The organism is Lentzea sp. HUAS12, from assembly GCF_024125735.1.
Classification (GTDB): domain Bacteria; phylum Actinomycetota; class Actinomycetes; order Mycobacteriales; family Pseudonocardiaceae; genus Lentzea; species Lentzea albida.
On the sequence record NZ_CP099738.1, the window covers coordinates 424,326 to 445,680 of the forward strand.

Consider the following 21,355-nt stretch of genomic DNA (forward strand, 5'->3'; position numbering starts at 1 on the left):
GATCATGACCAAGGTCGGCCCGACGCTCGAGGACGTCGCGAGGATCGCGGGCGTGTCCCGTGCGACCGTCTCCCGCGTCGTGAACGGCACGCGCAACGTCGACCCGAACCTCCAGGAGACGGTGCGCAACGCGATCGAGCAGACCGGCTACACGCCCAACCACGCCGCCCGCTCGCTCGTCACGCGCCGCACCGGCACGGTCGCGCTGGTCATCTCCGGGGCCGGCGGCGGGTCCGACGTCTTCGTCGACCCGTTCTTCGGCCGCGTCACGGCCGGTGTCGTCGACTTCCTGCGCACCCGCGGGGTGCACCCGGTGCTGATGCTCGCGGACACCGACCGCACCAGGGCGGACGTGGTCGAGTTCCTGCGGCAGGGCAGCGCGGACGGAGCGCTGCTGGTGACCACGCACGCGGCGGAGTCGTTGCCGGAGAGGCTGCTGGCGGCCGGTGTGCCCACGGTGCTGTACGCGCGGCCGGGCCGCCCGCTGCCCGTCAGCTACGTCGACCTCGACCACCAGGCGGGCGGCAGGCTCGCGGCGGCGCGGCTGATGGAGCTCGGCTGCACGACCGTCGGCGCGATCTCGGGACCGCTCGACGTGCTCGCCAGCCAGGACCGGCTCACCGGGTTCCGCGAGGCCATGGCGCGCAACGGTTTCCCGTACGTCCCCGTCGTCGAGGGCGGCTTCACCGCGGCCAGCGGGCACGCCGCGATGGGCAGCCTGCTCGTCGAGCACCCCGAGGTGGACGGCGTGTTCGCGGCCAACGACCTGATGGCTCAGGGAGCCGTGGACGTGTTGCTGGAGCACGGTTTGCGCGTGCCCCAGGACGTCGCGGTGGTCGGGTTCGACGACAGCGCGCCCGCTCTCGCCTGCCGCCCGCCGCTCACCACCGTGCGCCAGCCCGTCGAGGCGATGGCCGCGAAGATGGCCGAGGTGCTGATCACGAGTCTCGAGGACCCGGAACAGCGACCCACGTCCGTCATCTTCGAACCGGAACTCGTCATTCGGGCGTCTGCTTGATTGACCTGCCCGACACCAGGGGTTAACCTGTGGGAGAGCGCTCTCCCGATGTCCGGTGCCACGGACGTCATCGTCTGGGCTCACGCGCCCCAACGTGTCAGGCAGGATCATGAGCTCTCCCCTGACCAGGGCGGCCGTACTCGCGGCCTCCGCCCTGTGCCTCGTGACAACCGTCAGCGTTACCACTCAAGCGGGTGCCGCAGCGTGCGGTACCTCCAACGTCGCCCTCAACAGGCCTGCGACCGCGTCGTCGACGGAGAACGGTGGGACCCCTGCTTCCGCCGCCGTGGACGGGAACGCGGGTTCCCGCTGGTCGTCGCAGTTCTCCGACCCGCAGTGGCTGCAGGTCGACCTCGGCTCCACCCAGGAGGTCTGCCGCGTCTCCCTGGCCTGGGAAGGCGCGTACGGCAAGGCCTTCCAGGTCCAGGTGTCCGACACCGCCGCCGCGAACTCCTGGCGTGACGTCTACTCGACGACCACGAGCACGGGCGGCACCCAGTCGCTCACCGTCTCCGGGTCGGGTCGTTACGTGCGGGTGTACGGCACCCAGCGCGGCACCGGCTACGGCTATTCGTTGTGGGAGCTGGGTGTCTACGCGACCACGCCGGACACTCCGGGCGTGACGCCGACCGACCCGCGCAACCCGGACTTCGGTCCGAACGTGTACGTGTACGGTCCGGGTTCGTCGCAGTCGGAGATGCAGTCGCGACTGGACGCGATCTCCGCGCAGATGAAGACGAACCAGTTCGGGCCGCAGCGGCACGCCGTGCTGTTCAAGCCCGGCACCTACAACGCCGACGTGAACCTGCGGTTCTACACCCAGGTCGCCGGTCTGGGCCTGAACCCGGACGACGTCAACATCAACGGCCACATCCGCGTCGAGGCCGACTGGTTGCAGCAGGGCAGCGACCCCAACAACCTCGGCAACGCGACGCAGAACTTCTGGCGTGGTGCGGAGAACCTGTCGGTGACGTTGCCGGCCAATCAGATCGAGCGCTGGGCGGTGTCGCAGGCCACGGCCTACCGGCGCATGCACCTGCGTGGGCAGGCGCACCTGTGGAACGGCTACGACGGCTGGGCGAGTGGTGGTCTGATCGTCGACAGCAAGATCGACGGAACGGTCATCTCCGGGTCGCAGCAGCAGTTCCTCACGCGCAACAGCAACCTGGTCAACGGCTGGTCCGGCTCGGTGTGGAACATGGTGTTCGCCGGCACGCAGGGCGCGCCCGTGGACAACTTCCCGAACCCGTCGCACACGACCGTCGACACCTCGCCGGTGACGCGCGAGAAGCCGTACCTCTACATCGACGGCTCCGGTGAGTACCGGGTGTTCGTTCCCGCGTTGCGGCAGAACTCGCGGGGGACGAGCTGGGAGAACGGCAACCCGGGTTCGTCGGTGTCGCTGGCGGACTTCTTCATCGTGAAGCCGGGTACGCCGGCGGCGACGATCAACGCGGCTCTCAGCCAGGGCAAGCACCTGCTGCTGACGCCGGGGATCCACCAGCTCGACGACACGATCCGCGTGACCCGTCCGAACACGGTGGTGCTGGGTCTGGGTCTCGCGACCTTGACGCCGACCACGGGCAAGGCGGCGCTGACGACGTCCGATGTGGACGGTGTCAAGCTGGCCGGATTCCTCGTCGACGCCGGTGTGCAGAACTCGCCGGTGCTGCTGGAGATCGGTGACTCGTCGGCGAACTCGCACGCCGCCAACCCCACCTCGCTGCACGACGTGTACCTGCGCGTCGGCGGGTCGCAGGCGGGCAAGGCGACGGTGAGCATGCGGGTGAACAGCCGGGACGCGATCATCGACCACACCTGGGTGTGGCGTGCCGACCACGGTGACGGTGTGAGCTGGACGGCCAACCCGGGCCAGAACGGTGTGGTCGTCAACGGCGACAACGTGACGGCGTACGGGTTGTTCGTGGAGCACTACCAGCAGCACAACCTGGTCTGGAACGGCAACGGCGGCCGCGTGTACCTGTACCAGAACGAGCTGCCGTACGACCCGCCCAACCAGGCCGCGTGGATGAACGGCTCCAAGCGCGGCTGGGCCGGCTACAAGGTCTCCGACAACGTCACGACGCACGAAGCGTTCGGTGTCGGCGTCTACGCCTTCAACCAGGCCGATCCGAGCATCGTGACGGACAACGGCTTCGAGGCGCCGAACCGGTCGGGTGTGCGGTTCCGGCACCTGGTCACCGTGTCCCTCGGCGGGGTGGGCACCATCGCCAACGTCATCAACGGCGTCGGTGGTGTGGCGAACACCGCCAACCAGGTCCGTTACCTGGTGAACTATCCGTGAGTCTGATCGGCGTGCTCTCCCGGGACACCCTTCCCGGTGAGAGCACGCCCGCTCTGGCGGGCATCGGGCACGCGGCGCACAGGACGGGCAACGGCCTGCTCCTTTGCGCCGACCTCGACTTCGTCGACACCCGGGACGTGGCCCTCGCGGGCTGCGTCCTGCTCGACCGCACCGCGGACGACCGCGACCTGACCTGCCTGATCGACCACGACATCCCGTTCGTGTCGATCGGCAGGCGGGACAGTGCGCTCAGACAGATCCCCTACGTGGACGTGGACCACGCCGCGGGCGTGCGCGACCTGGTCTCGCGCACCGCGGCTTTCGGCCATCGTCAGATCGTCTACATCGGACTGCCGAGCGGCACCACCTCGGTGGAACGCCTGCACGAGTTCCGAGCCGCCGCAAGCGCCTTCGGCGTCACGGGGCTGCACGCACCCGCCGTCTGGCTCGACCAGTTGCTGCGCATCGGCGTGACGGCGGTGATCGCGGAGCACTCCGACGACGCGGCGGCGCTCGTCCGCGCGGCACGCCGCCGGAACCTGGCCGTGCCCGGAGATCTCTCCGTGCTGGCACTCGACCTGTCCGAGCAGGACCTGCTGGGCCTCACCGGCCTGCGCGTGCCGAGGTGGGAGACCGGCCGGCGTGCCGTGCACCTGCTGGCGCGGCTGCCGCAGAAGCGGTCCCAGGTGCTGCTGGCGTGCGAGTTCGTCGAGGGCACGACCCTGGCGGCACCCACGCCGGCTCCGCATTCCCGTTGAAAACGAACAAGGTGGTGCTCTACACGCATGCGCAACTTCATTCGAGTGATCGCGGCGACCGCGGCGGCGACCGCGCTCCTGCTCGGCACGGCACAGGCCTCCCCGGCCGCCGATCCCGTCGTGGTGGACGCGGGAGGACCCGGTGACGTCGGCGTCGGGGGACTCACGGAGACCAAGCCCGCGGACAAGCGGTCGAACGTGGTCTTCAGCCGCACCGTCACGAACCGGATCGACAGCGCGCTCTGGAACACCTCGCGGTACCTGGAGTCGTCCTACTCGCTCACCGGCCTGACCGCGGGGGCGTCGTACGAGCTGCGGCTGTACTTCCTCGACTGGTACTTCACCCGCCCCGGCCAGCGGGTCTTCGACGTCGACGTGAACGGTCAGCGCGTGCTGAGCGACTTCGACATCATCGGGACCGCCGTCGCCGCCGGCGCGGACGCCCCGCTCACCGCGTTCGGAGTGGAGAAGGACTTCGCCGTCACCGCGGACGCGAACGGCGAGGTGCGCGTCGACCTGGTGCGCGGCGCGGTCGAGCAGCCCCAGATCAACGCCATCGTGCTGGTGCCCGCCGCGTAACGGCCGGAAACGGAGAACGTCCCAGGGCGCACCCGCGCCCTGGGACGTTCTGCTTCTACCGCGGCAACCGGTAGTCCGGTCCGAGTGCGGCACCTCGATGCGGCTTGTAGAGGTCGAATCCGCGCGGGTCGCACTGCAGTCCGCCGTTGATGCAGTGCCGGACGAGTGCGGCCTGGGTGGGTGCGTCCCAGGCGTTCATGAAGTCGTAGTGCCAGGTGTACCCGCGGCCGCTGGCGAGTCGTACGCGGGACATGTCGCCTGAGACCGGGAACGCCATCTTGAACTCGATCATCGGCACCGCGACCGGGTGGCTGGGCGGGCAGACGAGGGTCGCGCGGTCCGGGTAGGCCATGTGCGACTTGTGGTCCGCCGAGTCGAGGTCACGGCCGTTCCAGCAGCTCGGGGCCTGGAAGCGGACCGTGAGCTGGCTGCCGGGCATGCACCAGGACGGGATGTCCCAGTTCTTGTAGCTGTCACCGCACTCCCAGCCCTCGATGGCGCCGGGGTGCGTGCGGAACTCCTCCTGCGTTGACGTCGGGCTGCCCACGACGAACCGGATGCCGGCCGGGAACGGCACGACGTCCTGGTACCGCAGGATGCCGGACTTGTAGTAGACGACCTGGTTGCCGTCCGGCCGCACGACCTGGTCGCCGTTCAGCACGGACGGGAACCAGTACGCCGACTTGTCGTCGGGCGTGACGCAGTTCGTGGTGGCCTGCTTGAGCGAGTCGTTCGTGCTGTTGGCGTTGGTGGAGTGGTTGCCGATGAACGTGTGCAGGTGTGACGCGCCGGGCAGACCGGGGAAGACGATCGGGTCGTCCGGGCGGTCCGCGGTGAACGAGCAGTTCGCTTGGAACTCGTGGTGGCTCACGTAGTCATCGGCCTGGGCCGCGCTCGTGACCACCGCGAGCACCGCCGTGACGAGGCTGGCCGCCAGGGTCAGCGCGCTGAGTTTTCGGGACAACTGTGTCCTCCTGCCGACGTGGGAAAACCGGCTGGGAGAGCGCTCTCCCAAGTAATGTCCCGCTCGTGTCGGGACGATGTCAAGGGGTTCGTTGACATGAGCGTGGTGTGTTCGTAACATTCGCCGCCAGGGTTGTGAGAGCGCTCTCCCGCACTTCACCCCCTCACTAGACCCTGCAGGAGACGCAATGTTCCGCCTCCGCTCTGTCGGCACGGTGCTCGCCGTGCTCGTGGGACTGGCAGTGGTACCGGGCACGGTCAGCGCCGCGCCCTCACTGCTCTCCCAAGGCAAACCCGCCACCGCGTCGTCCACCGAGGGCGGGGGCACCCCCGCCTCGGCCGCGGTCGACGGTGATCCCGGGACCCGGTGGTCCAGCACGTGGAGCGACCCGCAGTGGCTGCGGGTCGACCTCGGCGCCACCTCGACCGTGACCCGCGTCGAACTCGACTGGGAGTCCGCCTACGCCACGGCGTTCGAGATCCAGGTCTCGGCCAACGGCGACAGCTGGACGTCGATCCGCTCCGTCACCGGGGGCACCGGTGGCCGGCAGGGCTTCGACGTCACCGGCACCGGCCGGTACGTCCGCGTCCACTCGACCCAGCGCGCCAACGGCTACGGCATCTCGCTGTGGGAGTTCCGCGTCTACGGCGAGCAGGGCGGCTCGAACCCGCAGCCCGGCACCGGCGTGCGCGTCACCGGCTCCCAGGGCAACTGGCAGCTCACGGTCGACGGCCAGCCGTGGACCGTCAAGGGCCTCACCTGGGGTCCGCCCGCCGCCGACGCGGCGCGGTACATGCCCGAGCTGAAGTCCATGGGCGTCAACACGGTGCGCACGTGGGGCACGGACGCCACGACCCGCCCGCTGCTCGACGCGGCCGCGGCCAACGGCCTGCGCGTGATCAACGGCTTCTGGTTGCAGCCCGGCGGTGGTCCCGGCTCCGGCGGTTGCGTGAACTACGTGACGGACGGCGCCTACAAGGCCGACATGCTCGGGCAGATCCGCCAGTGGGTCACGACCTACAAGGACCACCCCGGCGTGCTGATGTGGAACGTCGGCAACGAGTCCATCCTGGGCCTGCAGAACTGCTACTCCGGCACGGAGCTCGAGAACCAGCGCGTGGCGTACGCGAGGTACATCAACGAGGCCGCGCAGGCGATCCACGCCATCGACACGAACCACCCGGTGACCAACACGGACGCCTGGACCGGTGCGTGGGTGTACCTCAAGGCCCACACGCCCGACCTCGACCTGTACTCGGTCAACTCCTACGGCAACGTCTGCAAGGTCCGCCAGGACTGGATCGACGGCGGCTACACCAAGCCGTACATCCTGACCGAGGCCGGCCCCGCCGGTGAGTGGGAGGTCCCCAACGACGTCAACGGCGTGCCCGACGAGCCCACGGACGTCCAGAAGCGCGACGGCTACACCCAGGCCTGGAACTGCATCATCGGCCACAGGGGAGTGTCCTTCGGCGGCACGCTGTTCCACTACGGCACCGAGTACGACTTCGGCGCCGTCTGGTTCAACCTGACGCCCGCGGGCAAGAAGCGGCTGTCGTTCTACTCGGTGCAGCAGGCGTTCGGTGGTGCGACCCCGGCCAACACCCCGCCGGTGATCACCGCCATGAACCTGCCGCGGACGATCGCGGCGGGCGCCCAGCTGAACATCGACGTGGCCGCGTCCGACCCGAACGGTGACGCGATCGCGTGGTCGGCGGCGTTCAACAGCAAGTACATCGACAACAGCGGTGGTCTCGCCAACGCTCCCGTGCAGGTCAACGGGAACCGGCTCACCGTCACGGCACCCGACCGGCTCGGCGTGTGGAAGGTGTACGTGATGGCCGAGGACGGCCGCGGCAACATCGGCATCGAGACGAAGTCGGTGCGGGTCGTGGCACCGCAGCCCGCGGGCACGAACGTGGCGCTGAACAAGCCCACCACGGCGTCGTCGTACCAGCAGGTGGGTGACGGCGCGCCGTACCCGCCGTCCAACGCGGTGGACGGCAACGCGGGCTCCCGCTGGGCCACCGACTGGGCCGACCCGCAGTGGATCCGGGTCGACCTCGGCGCGGTGACGACGTTCCAGCACGTGCAGCTGGTGTGGGAAGGCGCTTTCGGGCGGGCGTACGAGATCCAGGTGTCCGACGACGGCACCAACTGGCGTTCCGTCTACGGCACCACGACGGGCAACGGCGGCGTGGACTCGATCGACGTGACGGCGACCGGCCGATACGTCCGACTGCACGCGACCCAGCGCGGAACCGGCTGGGGCTACTCGCTCTACGAGTTCGGCGTCTACCGCAGGTGACGTGAGGGGCAACGGCCGGGAACCCCGGCCGTTGCCCCGACGCCGTCGAGCACCGCTCCCGTGACCAGTTCCGCGAAGTCGGGCCCCATCGGGGCGTGGCGGAACAACGCCCGGAACATGACCGGCGCCGCGAAGAGGTCCAGCACCAGGTCGACGTCGGCGGACGGCTCCAGCTCCCCGCGGTCCTGCGCCTTGCGGAGGGTGGCCACGCACGCCTGCCGCCGCGGCTCCCACAACACGGCGAGGAACTCCTCGTGCAGAACCGGATCGTCGGCCAGGTCGGCCAGCAGCGCCGGGATCGCCGGACCGAGCGCGGGGTCCTCCAGGCCGGTTCGCAGGGCCTCCAGGTGGCCGACGAGGTCGCAGTGCAGGCAGCCCGTGTCGATCTCCGTCAGGCCGATGCGGTCGCGCGCCATGGCCGCGACGACCAACTGCTGACGGCTCTGCCAGCGGCGGCGGATGGCGGGCTTGGTGGTGCCCGCCCTCGCGGCGATGGCCTCCATCGTCAGCGCCGGGTAGCCGACCTCGCGCACCAGAGCGGACACCGCGTCCAGCACGGCGTGGTCGATGCGCTCGTCGCGTCGGCGTGCCATTCCACCTCCCGGTCCCGCCCAGCTTAACGAGGCAGCAGGACCACCTTGCCGAACGGCGCACCACGTCCCAGCAGCTCGATGACCTGCGCGGCGTCGGTGAGCTCCAGCCGGTCGTGGACCACCGGCGTCAGGTCGCCCCGCCGCCACAGCGCGACGACCTCCTCCCACGACCGCAGCAGGTCCGGCGCCGCCACGGAGTTGAGGCTGAACGCGAACAGCGACGGCGACCGGTGGAAGTCGCGCAGCAACGTGCCGACGACGTCGTCCGACGGCAGGCCACCGGCCGCGCCCGCCAGCACGTACCTCCCGTTGGCGCCCAGCAGACCGAGGTGGCGCGCGGTGCCGGGCCCGGCGACGGTGTCGATCACCACGTCGTACGAATCACCGGGCACCTCGGCGGTGGTCCGGTCGAAGATCCGCGCCGCCCCCAGCTCCCGCAGGCGCTCGCCGCGGGCCCGCGAGGAGGTGATGGCGGTGACGTCCGCTCCGATGGCGCGCGCGAGTTGTGTTGCCAGCACACCGATCCCGCCACCCGCACCCCGGACGAGCACGCGTTCCCCGGCCACCGCCGAGGCCCGGCGCAACGCCAGGTGGGCGACCAGGGCGTTCATCCCCAGCGCGACCACCTCGATGGCGTCGGCGTCCTCCGGCACGGGCAGGACGGCGTCGGCGCCCGTGACGAACTGCTCCGCGTAGCCGCCGCTGCCGGCGAACGCCAGCACGCGCCGACCCGCGAGGTCGCCGGTCCGGACCCTGCCGACGACCTCCACGCCGGGCACCGTGCCCGCGCCGCCGGTGGCTCCCGGGTACTCACCCCGGCTGATCATCACGTCGACGTAACCCGCGCCGATCGCCTCGACGTCCACGAGCACCTGACCCGGCCCCGGCACGGGGTCCGCCACTTCGGCGGTGGCGAGTTCCCCGGACTCCTGCACGACAGCAGCGCGCACAACGACCTCCCGAATAACGTTCCGATGCGGAACGGAACGTTATCGTCGAGTGGTCGCCCGGCGCAACTGCCGTGAGACCGCCGCACGCCCCGGCGGAACCGTGCGGGCACCGCCTGGCCGGCCCGACGCGCCCGCCTGAGTGTGAGATAGAACGTTCGGTCTTGACCCGTGTGGCAGGTGGCGATAGTGTCGATCTTGCGAGCGCTCCACAGAGGACTCGGTGCTGGAAACCGTTGCCACACCTGGCGAAACGGCTGAGTCGGGCGTCGCGTTCATCGCGCGGCGCCCGCGCGCGCTCCCGATCGGAGGAACCGTCGTGACCGATGCCGTGCTGGCCGAGGGCGTGAGCACCACCGCCCTCATGATCACCGCCATGAGGGCGATCGAGACCCGTCGCCCGGACGGCCTCGTCCGGGACGAGTACGCCGAGCACTTCGTCCGGCACGCGCGTTCCGGGGTCGCGATGCCCACCCGCATCGAGGACGTCGAGGGCGGCGACGCGCATCCCGTGTGGGGCCGTCTGGGCGCCTACTGCGCTTTGCGCACAAGGGTTTTCGACGACGTTGTACGGACTGCGGCGACCCCTCAGGTCGTGCTCCTCGGCGCCGGGCTCGACACCCGCGTCCTGCGGCTCGGCCTGCCGGACGCGGTGCGGGTGTTCGAGATCGACCGCGCGGACGTGCTCGCGTTCAAGACCGAGGTCCTCGACGCGGTCGGCGCGAGCGGGGACGTGCGCTGCGACCGGTTGGTCGTCGACCTCGCCGACGCGTGGGACGCCGCTCTGCTCGACGCCGGTTTCTCACCCGGCCTGCCGACGACCTGGATCGCCGAAGGGGTGCTGCCCTACCTGCCGCGCGCGGTGGAGGAACGGGTGCTCGGCCTGGTCGACCGGTTGTCCGCGCCCGGCAGCCACCTCGGCTACGAGGTCTTGCTCGGGCAGGAGTCCCCGGAGTTCCGCGACCACGAGCTGTACTCGGGCACGGGGGACGCCATCGGCTCGCACCTGCCGAGCCTGCTCGACGACGGCGCCCGTCCCGACTCGGCGGGTGCGCTGAGGGCGGCCGGGTGGGAGATCGACGAACGGCCGGTCGCCGACTACACCGCGCGCTACGGCCGTGGTCCCGATCCGTCCGTCGACGACCCGATCCGGATGTCCCGCTGGGTGCTCGGGGCCAAGCCCTGAACGGTACGAGGACATCGTCGACACACGCCCTGACCGGGCGCGTGCCCATCCCACCTCCGGAGCACCGAAATGCCCCAACGCGTCCTCGTGACGGGTGGCACCGGCTTCATCGCCCGCCACGTCACCCGCGAACTGCTGGCCCACGGCTACGCGGTGCGGGCGACGGTCCGTTCCGCCACCGCCGCGCTCGCCGAGGGCGTCGAGGTGGTCCGGGCCGACCTCGGGTCGGATGACGGCTGGGCGGAGGCGGTCGCCGGCTGCGACCACGTGATGCACGTGGCGTCGCCGTTCCCCTCCAGCGAACCCGCTGACGAGAACGACCTGATCCGCCCCGCCGTCGACGGCACGCTGAGGGTGCTGCGCGCCGCCGAGGCCTCGGGCACGGTGAAACGGGTGGTGCTGACGTCGTCGATCGCGGCGATCCGCATCCGCCCGGACCGTGCGGACCCGAGGGTGCACACGGAGGCCGACTGGTCCGACCTCGACCACTGCGCCGCCTACGCCAAGAGCAAGACCCTGGCCGAACGCGCCGCGTGGGACTTCGTGGCCGAGTCGCCGCGACGTGTCGAGCTGGTCGTGGTCAACCCCGGCTCGGTGCTCGGCCCGCTGGACGGCGCCGCGACCAGCACGACGGTCGAGGTCGTGCGCCGCCTGATGACGCGCGAGATCCCCGCACCGCTGCGCATGGCGCTGGCGGTCGTCGACGTCCGCGACCTCGCTGTGGGCCACCGCCTGGCCCTCGAGTCACCGCGGGCCGCCGGACAGCGCTACATCCTCGCCGGCGGCGAGACGTGGATGCCCGAACTCGCCCGGCTCCTCGCCGACGAGTACAACGGCCGGGGCCTCCGGGTCTCGACGACCACGATCCCCAGCCCGGTGGTGCGGTTCGCGGCCCGGTTCGCGCCGCCACTGCGGGTGGTGCTGAGCCTGCTGGACCGCCGGGAACTCGTCACGTCGGCCAAGGCGCGGACGGAGCTGGGGTGGGCGATGCGACCGCTGCGCGAGACCGTCGTGGACACCGCCGACAGCCTGATCGCGGAGGGGTTCGTGACGCCGCGGGGCGGGCGGAACCAGGTGCCGAGCCGGTCGCGCTGACACCGCGGGTGCGGTGCGCTGGGCGAACTCCCGCCCAGCGCACCCCCGAGCGCTATTCGATGTGCAGGTTCTGGATCTTCGCCTCCGCGACGATGCGTTCCGCCTCGTCGCGGGCGACGTTGCGCAGCTCGGCCAGCGCCCGCATCGCCTCGGCGCGGCGGGCCGACATCGCGAGGCGGAAGTCCTCGCGGATCCCCTCGCGCTTCGCGGCCGCCTCCTCGTCCAGCTGACGGGCGCGCTGCTCGGCCTCACCCACGATCATCAACGCCTTGAGCTGGGCGTCCCTGATGACCTCCCGGCGCTCCTCCTCCGCGAGGGCGACCATGCGGGCCAGGCGTTCCGGGAGGCCCTTGAGGTCGATCGGGGTGAGGCAGATGCGGTGCAGGCCGTCCTGCAGGGCGGCGTTCTCCTCCTGGACCGAGCCGAGTCTGCTGGCCAGGGCGTCCGCGCGGGCCTCCGAGGCGTTGCGGTCGGCCGTGACCAGGCGGAGCTCGGCCTCCAGCTCGGCCACGTAGTCGTCCACCTCGTCGCGGTCGTAGCCGCGCCATCGGAGCCCGAACCAGGTGCGTAGCGGTACGAGCTCGGTCCTGCCGTCGACACTCACTGCCGTCTCCTCTGCCTCCCGCGAGTCAGTCTTGCCAAGGGGTACGTACGGGGCGCGGCATCGGTTCTAACGGGTTCACCAGGCACAATGTCGGCGTGACGAACAAACTGTGCCCCTGTGGCACCGGGCAGTCCTATGTGGACTGCTGTGGTGCGCTGCACTCCGGAGCCCGCAAGGCGGCGACGGCCGAGCAGCTGATGCGGTCCCGCTACAGCGCTTTCGCGGTGTCCGATGAGGACTACCTGCTGCGCACGTGGGCCTCTCGGCACCGCCCGTCGAGCGCCGGGATCGACTCGACCGACCGGTGGCTGAAGCTCGAGGTCCTGGCCACCGAGAACGGCGGAATGCTCCAGAACGAGGGCGTCGTCGAGTTCCGGGCGCACTACGTCGGGGGCGTCGTGCACGAGCGGAGCAAGTTCATCAGGGAGAACGGCCAGTGGGTGTACGCGGAGGGTCTCGAATGACCCCCGGGACTGCCACCGTGACGGTCGCGAGCAGGTTCAACGGGCCTCCCGGCTCGGGCAACGGCGGCTACTCGGCCGGCCTGCTCGCCGCGCACGTCGACGCCGCCGCGGTGAGCGTCCGGCTGCGCAAGCCGATCCCGCTCGACCGCGAGCTGCAGGTCCGCGACGGGCAGCTGCTCGACGGCGAGGTGCTCATCGCCTCGGCCGAGCCGGCGGCGCTCGACCTCGACGTCCCCGCCGCGCCGACGCTCGACGAGGCGCTCAAGGCGTCCGCGAAGGTGCCGTGGCGCGACCGGCACCCGTTCCCGACCTGCTTCGGGTGCGGTCCCGCCCGGGAGGACGGCATCGGCGCGCTGCTCGGGCCGCTCGACGGCCGCGCCGAGTGGGCCGGTGTGTGGCGGCCGTCCGAGGTGCTGCCGAACGACGGGACGACCGTGCTGCCCGAGGTCGTGTGGGCCGCACTCGACTGCCCGTCCGCGCAACCCGTCGCGCCCGACGGCGGTCCGGCGTTCGTGCTCGGCACGTTCGTCGCTCAGGTGGAGCAACCCGTGGAACTGGGCGTGGACCACGTGCTGCTGGCGTGGGAACTTGGCAGGGAAGGGCGCAAGGCCTACTCCGCGTCCGCGATCGTCGGTCCTCACGGTGTGTGCGGACGAGCGCGGGCGGTGTGGGTCTCGATCGGATGAGATCAAATAACCCGACTGGGTAACGGTTACGCAGCGCGTCTTGATAGCGTGCACGATCGTTGCCCGATTACACCGAAAGGGCGAGTGACCGGGATGGCACGGAGGTGATCAGGCGCTTGATGGGCCGACGTGCCGCCGCCCATGGCGACCAGCAAACACAGACCCAGAACCCTGGCCAGAGCAGTTTCGGCGTGCAGACCATCACGAGCGCTCCGGACCAGGACCTGGATCCGTACCCCGTCGAGCAGCCCCCGGCCGCGACGCCGCAGCCGGAGCCGGTACCCCAGAGGCAGCCGTTCGCGGCCAACCTCGTCGGGGCGACGCTCGTCGTCTCCGCTCCCGAGGGCCCGAGCCAAGGTGCCCAGGGCCTCGCCCGCGCACTCCCGGCCGACGCCGGCCGGACCGTGGTCGTCGTCGACTTCCCGGGCGGGGACCAGAGCACCTTCTGGCCGCACGTCGTCACGGCGCTGCACGGTCGCGGGCCCGTCCGGCTCGCGGTCTCGCACGCCGGGTCGATGCGGCCGACCGCTCCCGCGCAGTGGCTCTCCGAGCAACTGCAGGCCGAGGTCGTCGCGCCGGACGGCGTGCTCACCACGGTGCCCGGTGCCGCGTTCGTCGTCGGCACCCAGGGCTACGGCAGCTGGGTGAAGTTCCAGCCGAACGCGTCCCCGATGCCGTTCGGCCGCCGCTTCCCGGTGCCGCAGTGGGAGGCGATGGACCCCAACTCCCCGTGGCCCACCGGCGAGATCGGCATCTCCGAGCCCATCCCGTCCGGCCTGTGGCTGCGCGCGCAGAACCCGCCGTTCGACCCGGCCTCCCAGGACTCGCGGCCGATCGTGGCGCTGCCGTGCCGCGACAACGTGCTGACGGTCGTCGTCGGCGGGCCCGGCCAGTCGTCGATCCCGATCGACGAGGTGTGCCGCCTGCTGACGGCGCTGCCCCAGGCGGCCCGCTCGCGCGTGCGGCTCGTCCCGTACGGCGTCGACGCGGGCATCGTCAGCCGCGTCGCCGACCAGATCGGCGAGCCGATCGCGATGTTCACCGGTCTGCCGGTGGGCAGCGTGCGCGGCGGAGGGCCCGCGGTGATCGCGGTCGACCCGCGCGGGCAGCAGACCTGGCGCCCGTTCGTCACCGAGGTGCTGTGCGTGCCCAACGAGTCCGTGCCCGTCGTGTCGGGTTACCGCACGCCGGTGCAGGGCCTGAACGAGGTCTCGCCCGGTGTGTTCGCGCTCGGCGACGGCGTCGTGCTCGAGGTCGTGCCCTCCGGTCTGTGGGTGCGTGAGCAGGACGAGCCGTACAACGCGGCCGAGGTCCGCACACAGCCGTTGGACCCGGAGTGGGCACGTCTGACCGTGGGCACGCCTGGGCGCACCACGCCCGGTGCGGTCGCGGTGCACGGCGCTGCTCTCGTGGAACGCCTCGAGCCCGAGGTGCGCAAGCTGCTGCGGCTGGTGTTCTGCGACTCCAAGGTGATGGCACCGCCGCCGCCCCCTCCGGTGAGCGAGCCCGTCCCGACCCCCTCGGCGCAGATCGTCTCGGCCCTGAGCGGGGCCGCGCACGCGAAGCGCGACTCCGCGGATGGCGGCACCGGGTTCTTCACCCCCGCCACGCCCGTCGAGTCCGAGGCGGAACGGCCCGCGTACGCGAGCATGAGCGCCGGTCCGGCGATGGCGGCCGTGACGTCGCACGCGCTGGACGACCCGGACGAGGCCGCGTTCCCGTCGGACGACCCGGACTCCACCCCGATCAGGTTCCGCGTCGACGGCCCGCTGCCGCTGCAGCCGCTCGCGATGTGGGAGATCCCGCCGGAGGACAACGGCGAGCGCGAGACCGTCTCCCGGGAGCACAGCAGCTCGGACGCGGAACGCGACACGGTCCGGCGTGCGCTCGGCGAACGCTACGGCGCGCACGCGGCGACGGTCGTGCGCCTGCTCTCCCAGCGCCCGGACGCGGAGGAGGACCCGGCCGCGTTCGAGGCCATGGTCACCGACCTCACGGCGTTGCTGGCGTGCGTGTCGCAGGACGAGGACATGGTCGTGGAGACGCTCCGCATGGGACGCCTGGGGCGGTTGCGCCCGTATGTCGCGTGCATCGTCTCGGGCCTGAACCGCCTGCCCGTGCACAGCGGCGTGGCGGCGGTGTGGGGCGTCAACGGCCCGACCGGCCCGCGCCGCTACCGCAGCGGCGACGTCCTGGTCGACCACGGCCTGCTGGACGCCGTCGCGAACCCGTCCCAGCGCATCGAGGGCGTCACGGAGTACCTGATCTGGTCGGTCACCGGCCGCCGGGTCGAGGTGGCCGACCGCGTCGCCGTGGCGACCGAGGAACGCGTGCTCTTCGCGCCCGGCACGCCGTTCCGCGTGCTGGCCGTGGCCGACGCGGAGGGCGACCACCCGCAGCAGGTGCTGCTGCAGGAGATGGCCGGACCGGCGGCGGACCAGGAGATCGCGGGCCTGCGGCCGAGCGTGCTCTCCCAGCTGGAACGGGCGGCGGCGAACCTGCGCGTGCTCCCGGTCTCGCACCAGGTGACGGCCTGAACCTCGGCATCCCGTACGCGGAACCGCCCGTCGGCCCGTTGCGGCTCCACCCACCGGTGGACCGCGACGGCGAGCCGGCGGGCGCGTTCGGCGACGCGCACACGCTGAACGTCTGGTCCGCGGCGGAGCCGGGCGCGCCGGTCCTGCTGTGGGTCCACGGCGGCGCGAACTCCGTAGGCTCGTCGTCCCAGCCGGAGTACGCGGGAGACCACCTCGCCTCGCTGGGCATCGTCTTCGTCAGCTGCAACTACCGGCTCGCGGTCGACGGATACGGTGCGCTGGAAGGCTTCTCGCACAACCGCGGGCTGCTCGACGTCGTGTCGGCGCTGCGCTGGATCCGGCGCAACATCGCCCGGTACGGCGGAGATCCGGCGAACGTCACCGTGGCGGGGCAGTCGTCCGGCGCGCAGACCGTCGCGAGCCTGATGGTCATGCCGTCGGCCAGGGGACTGTTCCAGCGGGCGGTCGTGCACAGCCTCGCCGGCCGGTTCTTCACGCCGGACGAGGCGGTCGAGGTCCAGCGGGCCGCCGACCCGGAAGTCGTGCTGTACCAACCGATCGTGGACGGCGACTCGCTGCCGCGCAGCCCGCTGGAAGGCCCGTACGACGTGGACCTGATGGTGTGCCACACGGCCGACGAGGACGCCGGGCTGTTCCAGGAGCCGACCACGCGGCTGGCCGACGAGCACGGGCGCGCGTACCGGTCGGTCTACTGCCGCGCGCCCGCTCACCACGGCGCGGACGTGCCGGACATGTTCCGCGGCGACATCGCGCGGGCGTGGGCGGAGTTCGCGCGCACGGGTGATCCGGGCTGGCCGCGGGACGAAGTGAAGCGCTGGGTGTAGTTCTCGCCGGTGGGCGGGTGCGAGGCGCCGGCCTTCGGTCGTGGGCCCGAGCGTCCCGCCCAGCCGCGACGCGTCACCCCTCGGTCGTCAGCCCCAGCGTGCCGTCGAGCCGCGGCACGCACGCCCCGTCCCGCTTCGCCGACGCCAGGAACTCGGTCAGGCAGCGCCCGATCTGCTCGTGCCCGCGCTCGTTCGGGTGGAACGACTCCTGCAACGCGTGCGAAGCGCGCCGCTCGTCCCTCAGACCGTCCCAGTCGACCGACAGCCGCGTGAACCACTCCGTGGACGGGTCGTCGCCTCCCACGCACGCCTCGTGGCCCTCGCCGGCCCGCGCGAGGTCCAGGAACCGCGCGTTCACCTTCCCGGCGGCGGCGCGCAGGCCGTTCGACAGCTCCGGCACGGCCTCCTCGACGACCCACTTCAGGTCGCCCGTGCGCAGCGGGCAGCCGGACAGGTTCTGCAGCGACTGCGGCATCTTCGGCGACACCGGCGCCGCGTACGACTGCACGACCAGCTGGTAGGAGGAGTCGAGGTAGCCGGAGTCGCGCATGGTCTGGCGGATGGCGTTCAGCGTGTTCTCGACCTTCGGCACCATCCGCCGCACGCGCTTGGTCCACTCCGGCGCGACCGACGACGTGCAGTCGCTGCGCTTGCCCCACGCCTCGAAGCACTTGTTGAGGATCTCGGAGAAGCGCGGATCGTCGTTCGCGCCGATGGCCACGACGATCGCGGTGACCTGGTTCTGCCCGGCGATCTCGCGCAGCCGGGGGAGCTGCTCGTTGCGCAGCTTCTCCGAGTTCGCGCCCGAGCACGCCAGGTTGATCTTCTGGTCGGCCTCGAAGGAGGTCTTCTCGATCTCGGCCTCGCGGGAGCGGTGGCACCAGTCGCCGCCGGCCTCGCCGTCGGTTCCCGGCTCGTAGCTGCCCGCGCCCTCACCGGACATCGTGCTGTCGCCGAGCGCCACGACCGCGGTCCTGGTCTCCCTGTCCGGAGCCGAGGGTGGCGGGAACACGTGGTCGCTCACGACCAGCACGATCGTGAGCAGGCCGATCGCCGCGAGGAAGAGCACTTTGCGCATCGCGCCCCAGTTTACGGGGGTGGCCGAATGCGAGGGGGATATGGCGTTGCCGCCTCACGCGAGGGTGAGGAAAGTGGAGGTGTGGGGAATTTGAGGGAAGTAGTGGTGGTGGGGTACGAGCGCACGGCCCTGCTCGACCTGGCGGGGCCGATCGAGGTGTTCCAGGCGGCCAACCACGGCGAGCCGCGGTACGAGGTCACCGTCGCCACGCTCGGGGGAGGACCGTTCACCGCGACGGCGGGGGTGCGCGTCGAGGCAGGGGCCGACCTGCGCACGCTCGACCGTCCGATCGACACGCTGCTCGTGGTCGGGGGCTGGGGTTACGACGAGGCCGCGTCCGACGCGGTGCTCACGAGCAACCTGCGGCGGCTCGCGCTCCGGTCGCGCCGGGTCGCGGGCGTCTGCACCGGCTCGGTCGTGCTCGCGAGCGCGGGGTTGTTGCAGGGCAAGAAGGCGACCACGCACTGGGCGTTCACCGGTGAGCTCGAGAACCGCGGGGTCGAGGTCGAGCCGGACGCGATCTTCGTGTGCGACGGGGAGGTGTCCACGTCCGCAGGGGTGACGGCGGGCATCGACCTCGCGCTCGCCATGGTCGAGCAGGACCACGGCCCGGCGCTCGCCCGCAGGATCGCGCAGTACCTGGTGGTGTTCCTGCAACGGTCGGGCGGCCAGTCGCAGTTCAGCGTGCACACGCGCTCCAAACCGGTGCGGGACGGCTCGCTGCGCGCGCTGCTGGACGACATCCACGCCGACCCGACGCGCGAGTGGACGGTGCCGGTCATGGCGCGCAGGGCGATGATGAGCGTGCGGCACTTCGCCCGCGTCTTCTCGCGCAGCACGGGCATCTCGCCCGCGCAGTACGTCGAACGGGCCCGCGTCGAGGCCGCCGCCGACCGGCTGGCGAGCACCGGCGACCCGCTCGACCTCGTCGCCCGCCAGTCGGGGTTCGGCTCGGCCGAGACCCTGCGGCGGGCCTTCCTGCGCGTGCTCGGCGTGTCGCCGGGCAGCTACCGCGCCCGTTTCCGGACGACCGGAGTCGCCTGATGGAAGCCACGTTCGTGCTCTACCCGAACATGACGGCACTCGACTTCGTCGGCCCGTACGAGGTGATCGCCAGCGTGCCGGTGGTCACCGCGCGGTTCGTCGCCGCGACGCTCGACCCGGTGAGGTCCGACAACGGGCTCGTCGTGACGCCGACGGACACGTTCGACTCGCTGAAGTCGACCGACATCGTGGTGGTGCCGGGTTCCGGGCACTGGCGGGAGGTGCTGCGGGACTCCGGCGCGCTCGTCGAGTGGCTGCGAGAGGTCCACCCGACGACGAAGTGGACGACGTCGGTGTGCACGGGGTCGACGCTGCTCGCCGAGGCCGGTCTGGTCTCGAAGGCCACGACGCACTGGGCCGCGCGGGAGGACCTGGAGGTCTGCGGCGTCGAGGTCTCGACCGACCGGGTCGTGTTCGACGGCAAGGTCGTCAGCGGCGCGGGCGTGTCGGCGGGCATCGACATGGCGTTGCGGCTGGTGGAGGCCGAATTCGGCGAAGTGGTCGCGCAGGCCGTGCAGGTCGGCATCGAGTACGACCCGCAGCCGCCGCGGTCCTACGACTCGATCCCGCCGGAGATCGCGGCGGGGCTCAAGGGCGCGTTCGACTCACGTCAGGCCTGACTGCACGGCGAACACGACGAGCTGGGCGCGATCGCGTGCGCCCAGCTTCACCATCGCCCGCGACACGTGCGTGCGCACCGTCGCGGGCGAGATCACCAGCACCGCCGCGATCTCGTCGTTGGACGCGCCGGACGCCACGTGCCGCATGATCTCCCGCTCGCGCTCGGTCAGCCTGTCGAGGTGCGGCACCGGCCTCGCCGACGCGCCGGACGCGAACCGGTCGATCACCCGGCGCGTGACGGACGGCGAGAGCAGCGACCCGCCGTCGGCCACCACGTGCACGGCGCGCAGCAGGTCCGCGGGGTCGGAGTCCTTCACCAGGAACCCCGACGCGCCCGTGCGCAGCGCCTCGAACACGTACTCGTCGAGGTCGAACGTCGTGAGCATCACGACCCGGACGTCGGCGCACGCGGGATCCGCGCTGACTCGGCGCAGCACCTCCAGGCCGTCCATCAGCGGCATGCGGATGTCGAGGAACACCACGTCCGGTTTGGTGGACCGGATCAGCGCCAGCGCCTCGCGCCCGTCGGCGGCCTCCCCGGCGAGCTGTACGTCGTCCTCGGTCTCGATCAACGTTCGCAGCCCCATCCGGACCAGCGGCTGGTCGTCCGCCACCACCACGCGAATCATGACGGCAACGGTATCCGGGCGATCACCGAGAAACCGGGGGATCCGCCGGCGTCGAGCGTGCCGCCGAGCGCCTCCGCCCGCGACCGCATGCCGGTGATGCCGTGGCCCTCGGTGAACGCGGTGGGCGTGCCGGTGTCGCTCACGTGCGCCACGACGTCACCGCGCACGGTGTAGACGCGCACGGACGCGGTGACGCCGGGGGAGGCGTGGCGCAGGACGTTGGTCAGCGACTCCTGCACGATCCGGTAGACGGCGAGCTGGTGTCCCGCGGGCAGGTCGACGTCCTCGACCTCGACCGACACCTCCAGCCCCGCCTCGCGCATCCGCGACGCCAGCGCCGGGAGGTCCGCGAGCGCGATGGCCGGGGTCAGGGGCGCCGAGCCGCGCAACGTGTCCAGTTCGGACCGCAGGCCGTCCAACGCCTCCTTCGCCGTGTCCCGGACGGCCTCGAGCGAGGCGCGCGCCTTCGCGGGATCCCGGTCCAGCACGTACAGCGCGACCCCGGCCTGCATGGCGATCACGCTCAGGCCGTGGCCGACGACGTCGTGGACCTCCTGGGCGAGCCTGAGGCGTTCGGAGATCACGGCTCGTTCGCGAACGTCCACAACGGACTTGCGGCGCAGCCTCATCAGCACGCCCGCCGCGGCCGGCAGCAGGATCCAGCCCGCGGACCAGGTGATCCACGAGGTGGTCGAGTCGTTCCACCACGGCAGGATCGCCAGGGCGTAGACGACGGCGCTCGCCGCCGCGAACTCGACGCGCGCGTACAGGGCCACCGCGTACATCGCCGCGACACCGCTGATCAGGATCGGCCCGAACGGATACCCCTGCGCCAGGTAGGCGGAGATGGCGACGACCGTGACCCCGACCGTCCACAGCGGACGGACCGAGCGGAACAGCAGGCCCGCCGCCGCCAGCGCGATGAGCAGGTAGGCGAGCACGTCGAGGCTCTCCGCGCCCTGCAGGCGCGCGGCGAACCTCGTCCCGCCGAGGCCGAAGACGAGCAGGGCCGCCGCCACGGCGACGTCCTGCCATGGGAACCGCATGGTGCCGACCATACGACCGCGGGCGTACGCAGATGTGCGTATCTTCAT

At 71.4% G+C, this 21,355-nt stretch carries 20 protein-coding genes; 13 read left to right on the plus strand and 7 right to left on the minus strand.

What is annotated here, in order from left to right:
• Positions 1-4 precede the first annotated feature (4 nt).
• The 4 genes from ND450_RS02070 (at position 5) to ND450_RS02085 (ending at position 4,660) form a co-directional block, all read left to right on the plus strand.
• Complete coding sequence (locus ND450_RS02070; RefSeq protein ID WP_253324456.1) at positions 5-1,018, plus strand: LacI family DNA-binding transcriptional regulator; 1,014 nt, start codon at positions 5-7, stop codon at positions 1,016-1,018.
• A gap of 286 nt (positions 1,019-1,304) precedes the next feature.
• Complete coding sequence (locus ND450_RS02075; RefSeq protein ID WP_371927629.1) at positions 1,305-3,323, plus strand: discoidin domain-containing protein; 2,019 nt, start codon at positions 1,305-1,307, stop codon at positions 3,321-3,323.
• Positions 3,320-4,081 (plus strand): substrate-binding domain-containing protein, encoded by a 762-nt coding sequence (locus tag ND450_RS02080; RefSeq protein ID WP_253324458.1) that lies wholly within the window; start codon positions 3,320-3,322, stop codon positions 4,079-4,081. Before ND450_RS02075 ends, ND450_RS02080 begins: the two co-directional genes overlap by 4 nt.
• A gap of 27 nt (positions 4,082-4,108) precedes the next feature.
• On the plus strand, positions 4,109-4,660 hold the full coding sequence (locus ND450_RS02085; protein WP_253324459.1) for a malectin domain-containing carbohydrate-binding protein: 552 nt from the start codon (positions 4,109-4,111) through the stop codon (positions 4,658-4,660).
• Positions 4,661-4,715: 55 nt separating this feature from the next.
• Here ND450_RS02085 and ND450_RS02090 read toward each other — a convergent pair whose 3' ends face one another.
• The gene (locus ND450_RS02090; protein ID WP_253324460.1) at positions 4,716-5,624 is read right to left on the minus strand and encodes a DUF1996 domain-containing protein; all 909 of its coding nucleotides are present in this window, start codon (positions 5,622-5,624) and stop codon (positions 4,716-4,718) included.
• 187 nt (positions 5,625-5,811) lie between these two features.
• Here ND450_RS02090 and ND450_RS02095 point away from each other — a divergent pair, with 187 nt between their 5' ends.
• Positions 5,812-7,932, plus strand: a complete 2,121-nt coding sequence (locus ND450_RS02095; RefSeq protein WP_253324461.1) for a discoidin domain-containing protein — start codon at positions 5,812-5,814, stop codon at positions 7,930-7,932.
• Here the strand turns inward: ND450_RS02095 and ND450_RS02100 are convergent.
• Together ND450_RS02100 and ND450_RS02105 are read right to left on the minus strand one after the other, a co-directional pair.
• Positions 7,920-8,525, minus strand: a complete 606-nt coding sequence (locus tag ND450_RS02100) for a TetR/AcrR family transcriptional regulator (RefSeq protein WP_253324462.1) — start codon at positions 8,523-8,525, stop codon at positions 7,920-7,922. The genes ND450_RS02095 and ND450_RS02100 overlap by 13 nt on opposite strands.
• Positions 8,526-8,548: 23 nt before the next feature.
• Positions 8,549-9,475, minus strand: coding sequence for a zinc-binding dehydrogenase (locus tag ND450_RS02105; protein ID WP_253324463.1), 927 nt, complete (start codon positions 9,473-9,475; stop codon positions 8,549-8,551).
• 316 nt (positions 9,476-9,791) lie between these two features.
• Here ND450_RS02105 and ND450_RS02110 point away from each other — a divergent pair, with 316 nt between their 5' ends.
• Together ND450_RS02110 and ND450_RS02115 are read left to right on the plus strand one after the other, a co-directional pair.
• Positions 9,792-10,658 carry an SAM-dependent methyltransferase gene (locus tag ND450_RS02110; RefSeq protein ID WP_253324464.1) on the plus strand — a complete coding sequence of 289 codons (867 nt, stop codon included), beginning with the start codon at positions 9,792-9,794 and terminating at the stop codon, positions 10,656-10,658.
• A gap of 69 nt (positions 10,659-10,727) precedes the next feature.
• Positions 10,728-11,753 (plus strand): aldehyde reductase, encoded by a 1,026-nt coding sequence (locus ND450_RS02115; RefSeq protein WP_253324465.1) that lies wholly within the window; start codon positions 10,728-10,730, stop codon positions 11,751-11,753.
• A 52-nt stretch (positions 11,754-11,805) separates the two neighbouring features.
• Here the strand turns inward: ND450_RS02115 and ND450_RS02120 are convergent, their stop codons facing one another.
• Complete coding sequence (locus ND450_RS02120) at positions 11,806-12,357, minus strand: DivIVA domain-containing protein (RefSeq protein WP_253324466.1); 552 nt, start codon at positions 12,355-12,357, stop codon at positions 11,806-11,808.
• Between the two features lie 95 nt (positions 12,358-12,452).
• Between ND450_RS02120 and ND450_RS02125 the strand changes: the two genes are divergently transcribed.
• The 4 genes from ND450_RS02125 (at position 12,453) to ND450_RS02140 (ending at position 16,889) form a co-directional block, all read left to right on the plus strand.
• The gene (locus tag ND450_RS02125) at positions 12,453-12,821 is read left to right on the plus strand and encodes a YchJ family protein (protein WP_253324467.1); all 369 of its coding nucleotides are present in this window, start codon (positions 12,453-12,455) and stop codon (positions 12,819-12,821) included.
• Positions 12,818-13,507: a hypothetical protein gene (locus tag ND450_RS02130; protein ID WP_253324468.1), complete on the plus strand. Its 690-nt coding sequence runs from the start codon at positions 12,818-12,820 to the stop codon at positions 13,505-13,507. The genes ND450_RS02125 and ND450_RS02130 overlap by 4 nt, the downstream gene beginning before the upstream one ends.
• Positions 13,508-13,698: 191 nt before the next feature.
• Complete coding sequence (locus tag ND450_RS02135) at positions 13,699-16,044, plus strand: hypothetical protein (RefSeq protein WP_253324469.1); 2,346 nt, start codon at positions 13,699-13,701, stop codon at positions 16,042-16,044.
• Between the two features lie 38 nt (positions 16,045-16,082).
• Positions 16,083-16,889 (plus strand): carboxylesterase family protein, encoded by an 807-nt coding sequence (locus ND450_RS02140; protein WP_253324470.1) that lies wholly within the window; start codon positions 16,083-16,085, stop codon positions 16,887-16,889.
• 73 nt (positions 16,890-16,962) lie between these two features.
• Here the strand turns inward: ND450_RS02140 and ND450_RS02145 are convergent, their stop codons facing one another.
• Positions 16,963-17,967 (minus strand): GDSL-type esterase/lipase family protein, encoded by a 1,005-nt coding sequence (locus tag ND450_RS02145; RefSeq protein ID WP_253324471.1) that lies wholly within the window; start codon positions 17,965-17,967, stop codon positions 16,963-16,965.
• A 90-nt stretch (positions 17,968-18,057) separates the two neighbouring features.
• On the opposite strand from ND450_RS02145, the gene ND450_RS02150 reads away from it, so the two are divergent.
• Positions 18,058-19,011, plus strand: coding sequence for a GlxA family transcriptional regulator (locus tag ND450_RS02150; RefSeq protein WP_253324472.1), 954 nt, complete (start codon positions 18,058-18,060; stop codon positions 19,009-19,011).
• On the plus strand, positions 19,011-19,631 hold the full coding sequence (locus ND450_RS02155; RefSeq protein WP_253324473.1) for a DJ-1/PfpI family protein: 621 nt from the start codon (positions 19,011-19,013) through the stop codon (positions 19,629-19,631). The genes ND450_RS02150 and ND450_RS02155 overlap by 1 nt, the downstream gene beginning before the upstream one ends.
• Here ND450_RS02155 and ND450_RS02160 read toward each other — a convergent pair.
• Together ND450_RS02160 and ND450_RS02165 are read right to left on the minus strand one after the other, a co-directional pair.
• Positions 19,617-20,261: a response regulator transcription factor gene (locus ND450_RS02160; RefSeq protein WP_253324474.1), complete on the minus strand. Its 645-nt coding sequence runs from the start codon at positions 20,259-20,261 to the stop codon at positions 19,617-19,619. The genes ND450_RS02155 and ND450_RS02160 overlap by 15 nt on opposite strands.
• Positions 20,258-21,307: a sensor histidine kinase gene (locus tag ND450_RS02165; RefSeq protein WP_253324475.1), complete on the minus strand. Its 1,050-nt coding sequence runs from the start codon at positions 21,305-21,307 to the stop codon at positions 20,258-20,260. The genes ND450_RS02160 and ND450_RS02165 overlap by 4 nt, the downstream gene beginning before the upstream one ends.
• Positions 21,308-21,355: the final 48 nt, after the last annotated feature.

What these genes read in the sequence shown, in the direction of transcription:
- ND450_RS02070 (WP_253324456.1), top strand. Translation starts at nt 5, where the DNA reads ATGACCAAGGTCGGCCCGACGCTCGAGGACGTCGCGAGGATCGCGGGC.
- ND450_RS02085 (WP_253324459.1), top strand. Translation starts at nt 4,109, where the DNA reads ATGCGCAACTTCATTCGAGTGATCGCGGCGACCGCGGCGGCGACCGCG.
- ND450_RS02095 (WP_253324461.1), top strand. Translation starts at nt 5,812, where the DNA reads ATGTTCCGCCTCCGCTCTGTCGGCACGGTGCTCGCCGTGCTCGTGGGA.
- ND450_RS02100 (WP_253324462.1), bottom strand. Translation starts at nt 8,525, where the DNA reads ATGGCACGCCGACGCGACGAGCGCATCGACCACGCCGTGCTGGACGCG.
- ND450_RS02115 (WP_253324465.1), top strand. Translation starts at nt 10,728, where the DNA reads ATGCCCCAACGCGTCCTCGTGACGGGTGGCACCGGCTTCATCGCCCGC.
- ND450_RS02130 (WP_253324468.1), top strand. Translation starts at nt 12,818, where the DNA reads ATGACCCCCGGGACTGCCACCGTGACGGTCGCGAGCAGGTTCAACGGG.
- ND450_RS02145 (WP_253324471.1), bottom strand. Translation starts at nt 17,967, where the DNA reads ATGCGCAAAGTGCTCTTCCTCGCGGCGATCGGCCTGCTCACGATCGTG.
- ND450_RS02155 (WP_253324473.1), top strand. Translation starts at nt 19,011, where the DNA reads ATGGAAGCCACGTTCGTGCTCTACCCGAACATGACGGCACTCGACTTC.
- ND450_RS02160 (WP_253324474.1), bottom strand. Translation starts at nt 20,261, where the DNA reads ATGATTCGCGTGGTGGTGGCGGACGACCAGCCGCTGGTCCGGATGGGG.
- ND450_RS02165 (WP_253324475.1), bottom strand. Translation starts at nt 21,307, where the DNA reads ATGCGGTTCCCATGGCAGGACGTCGCCGTGGCGGCGGCCCTGCTCGTC.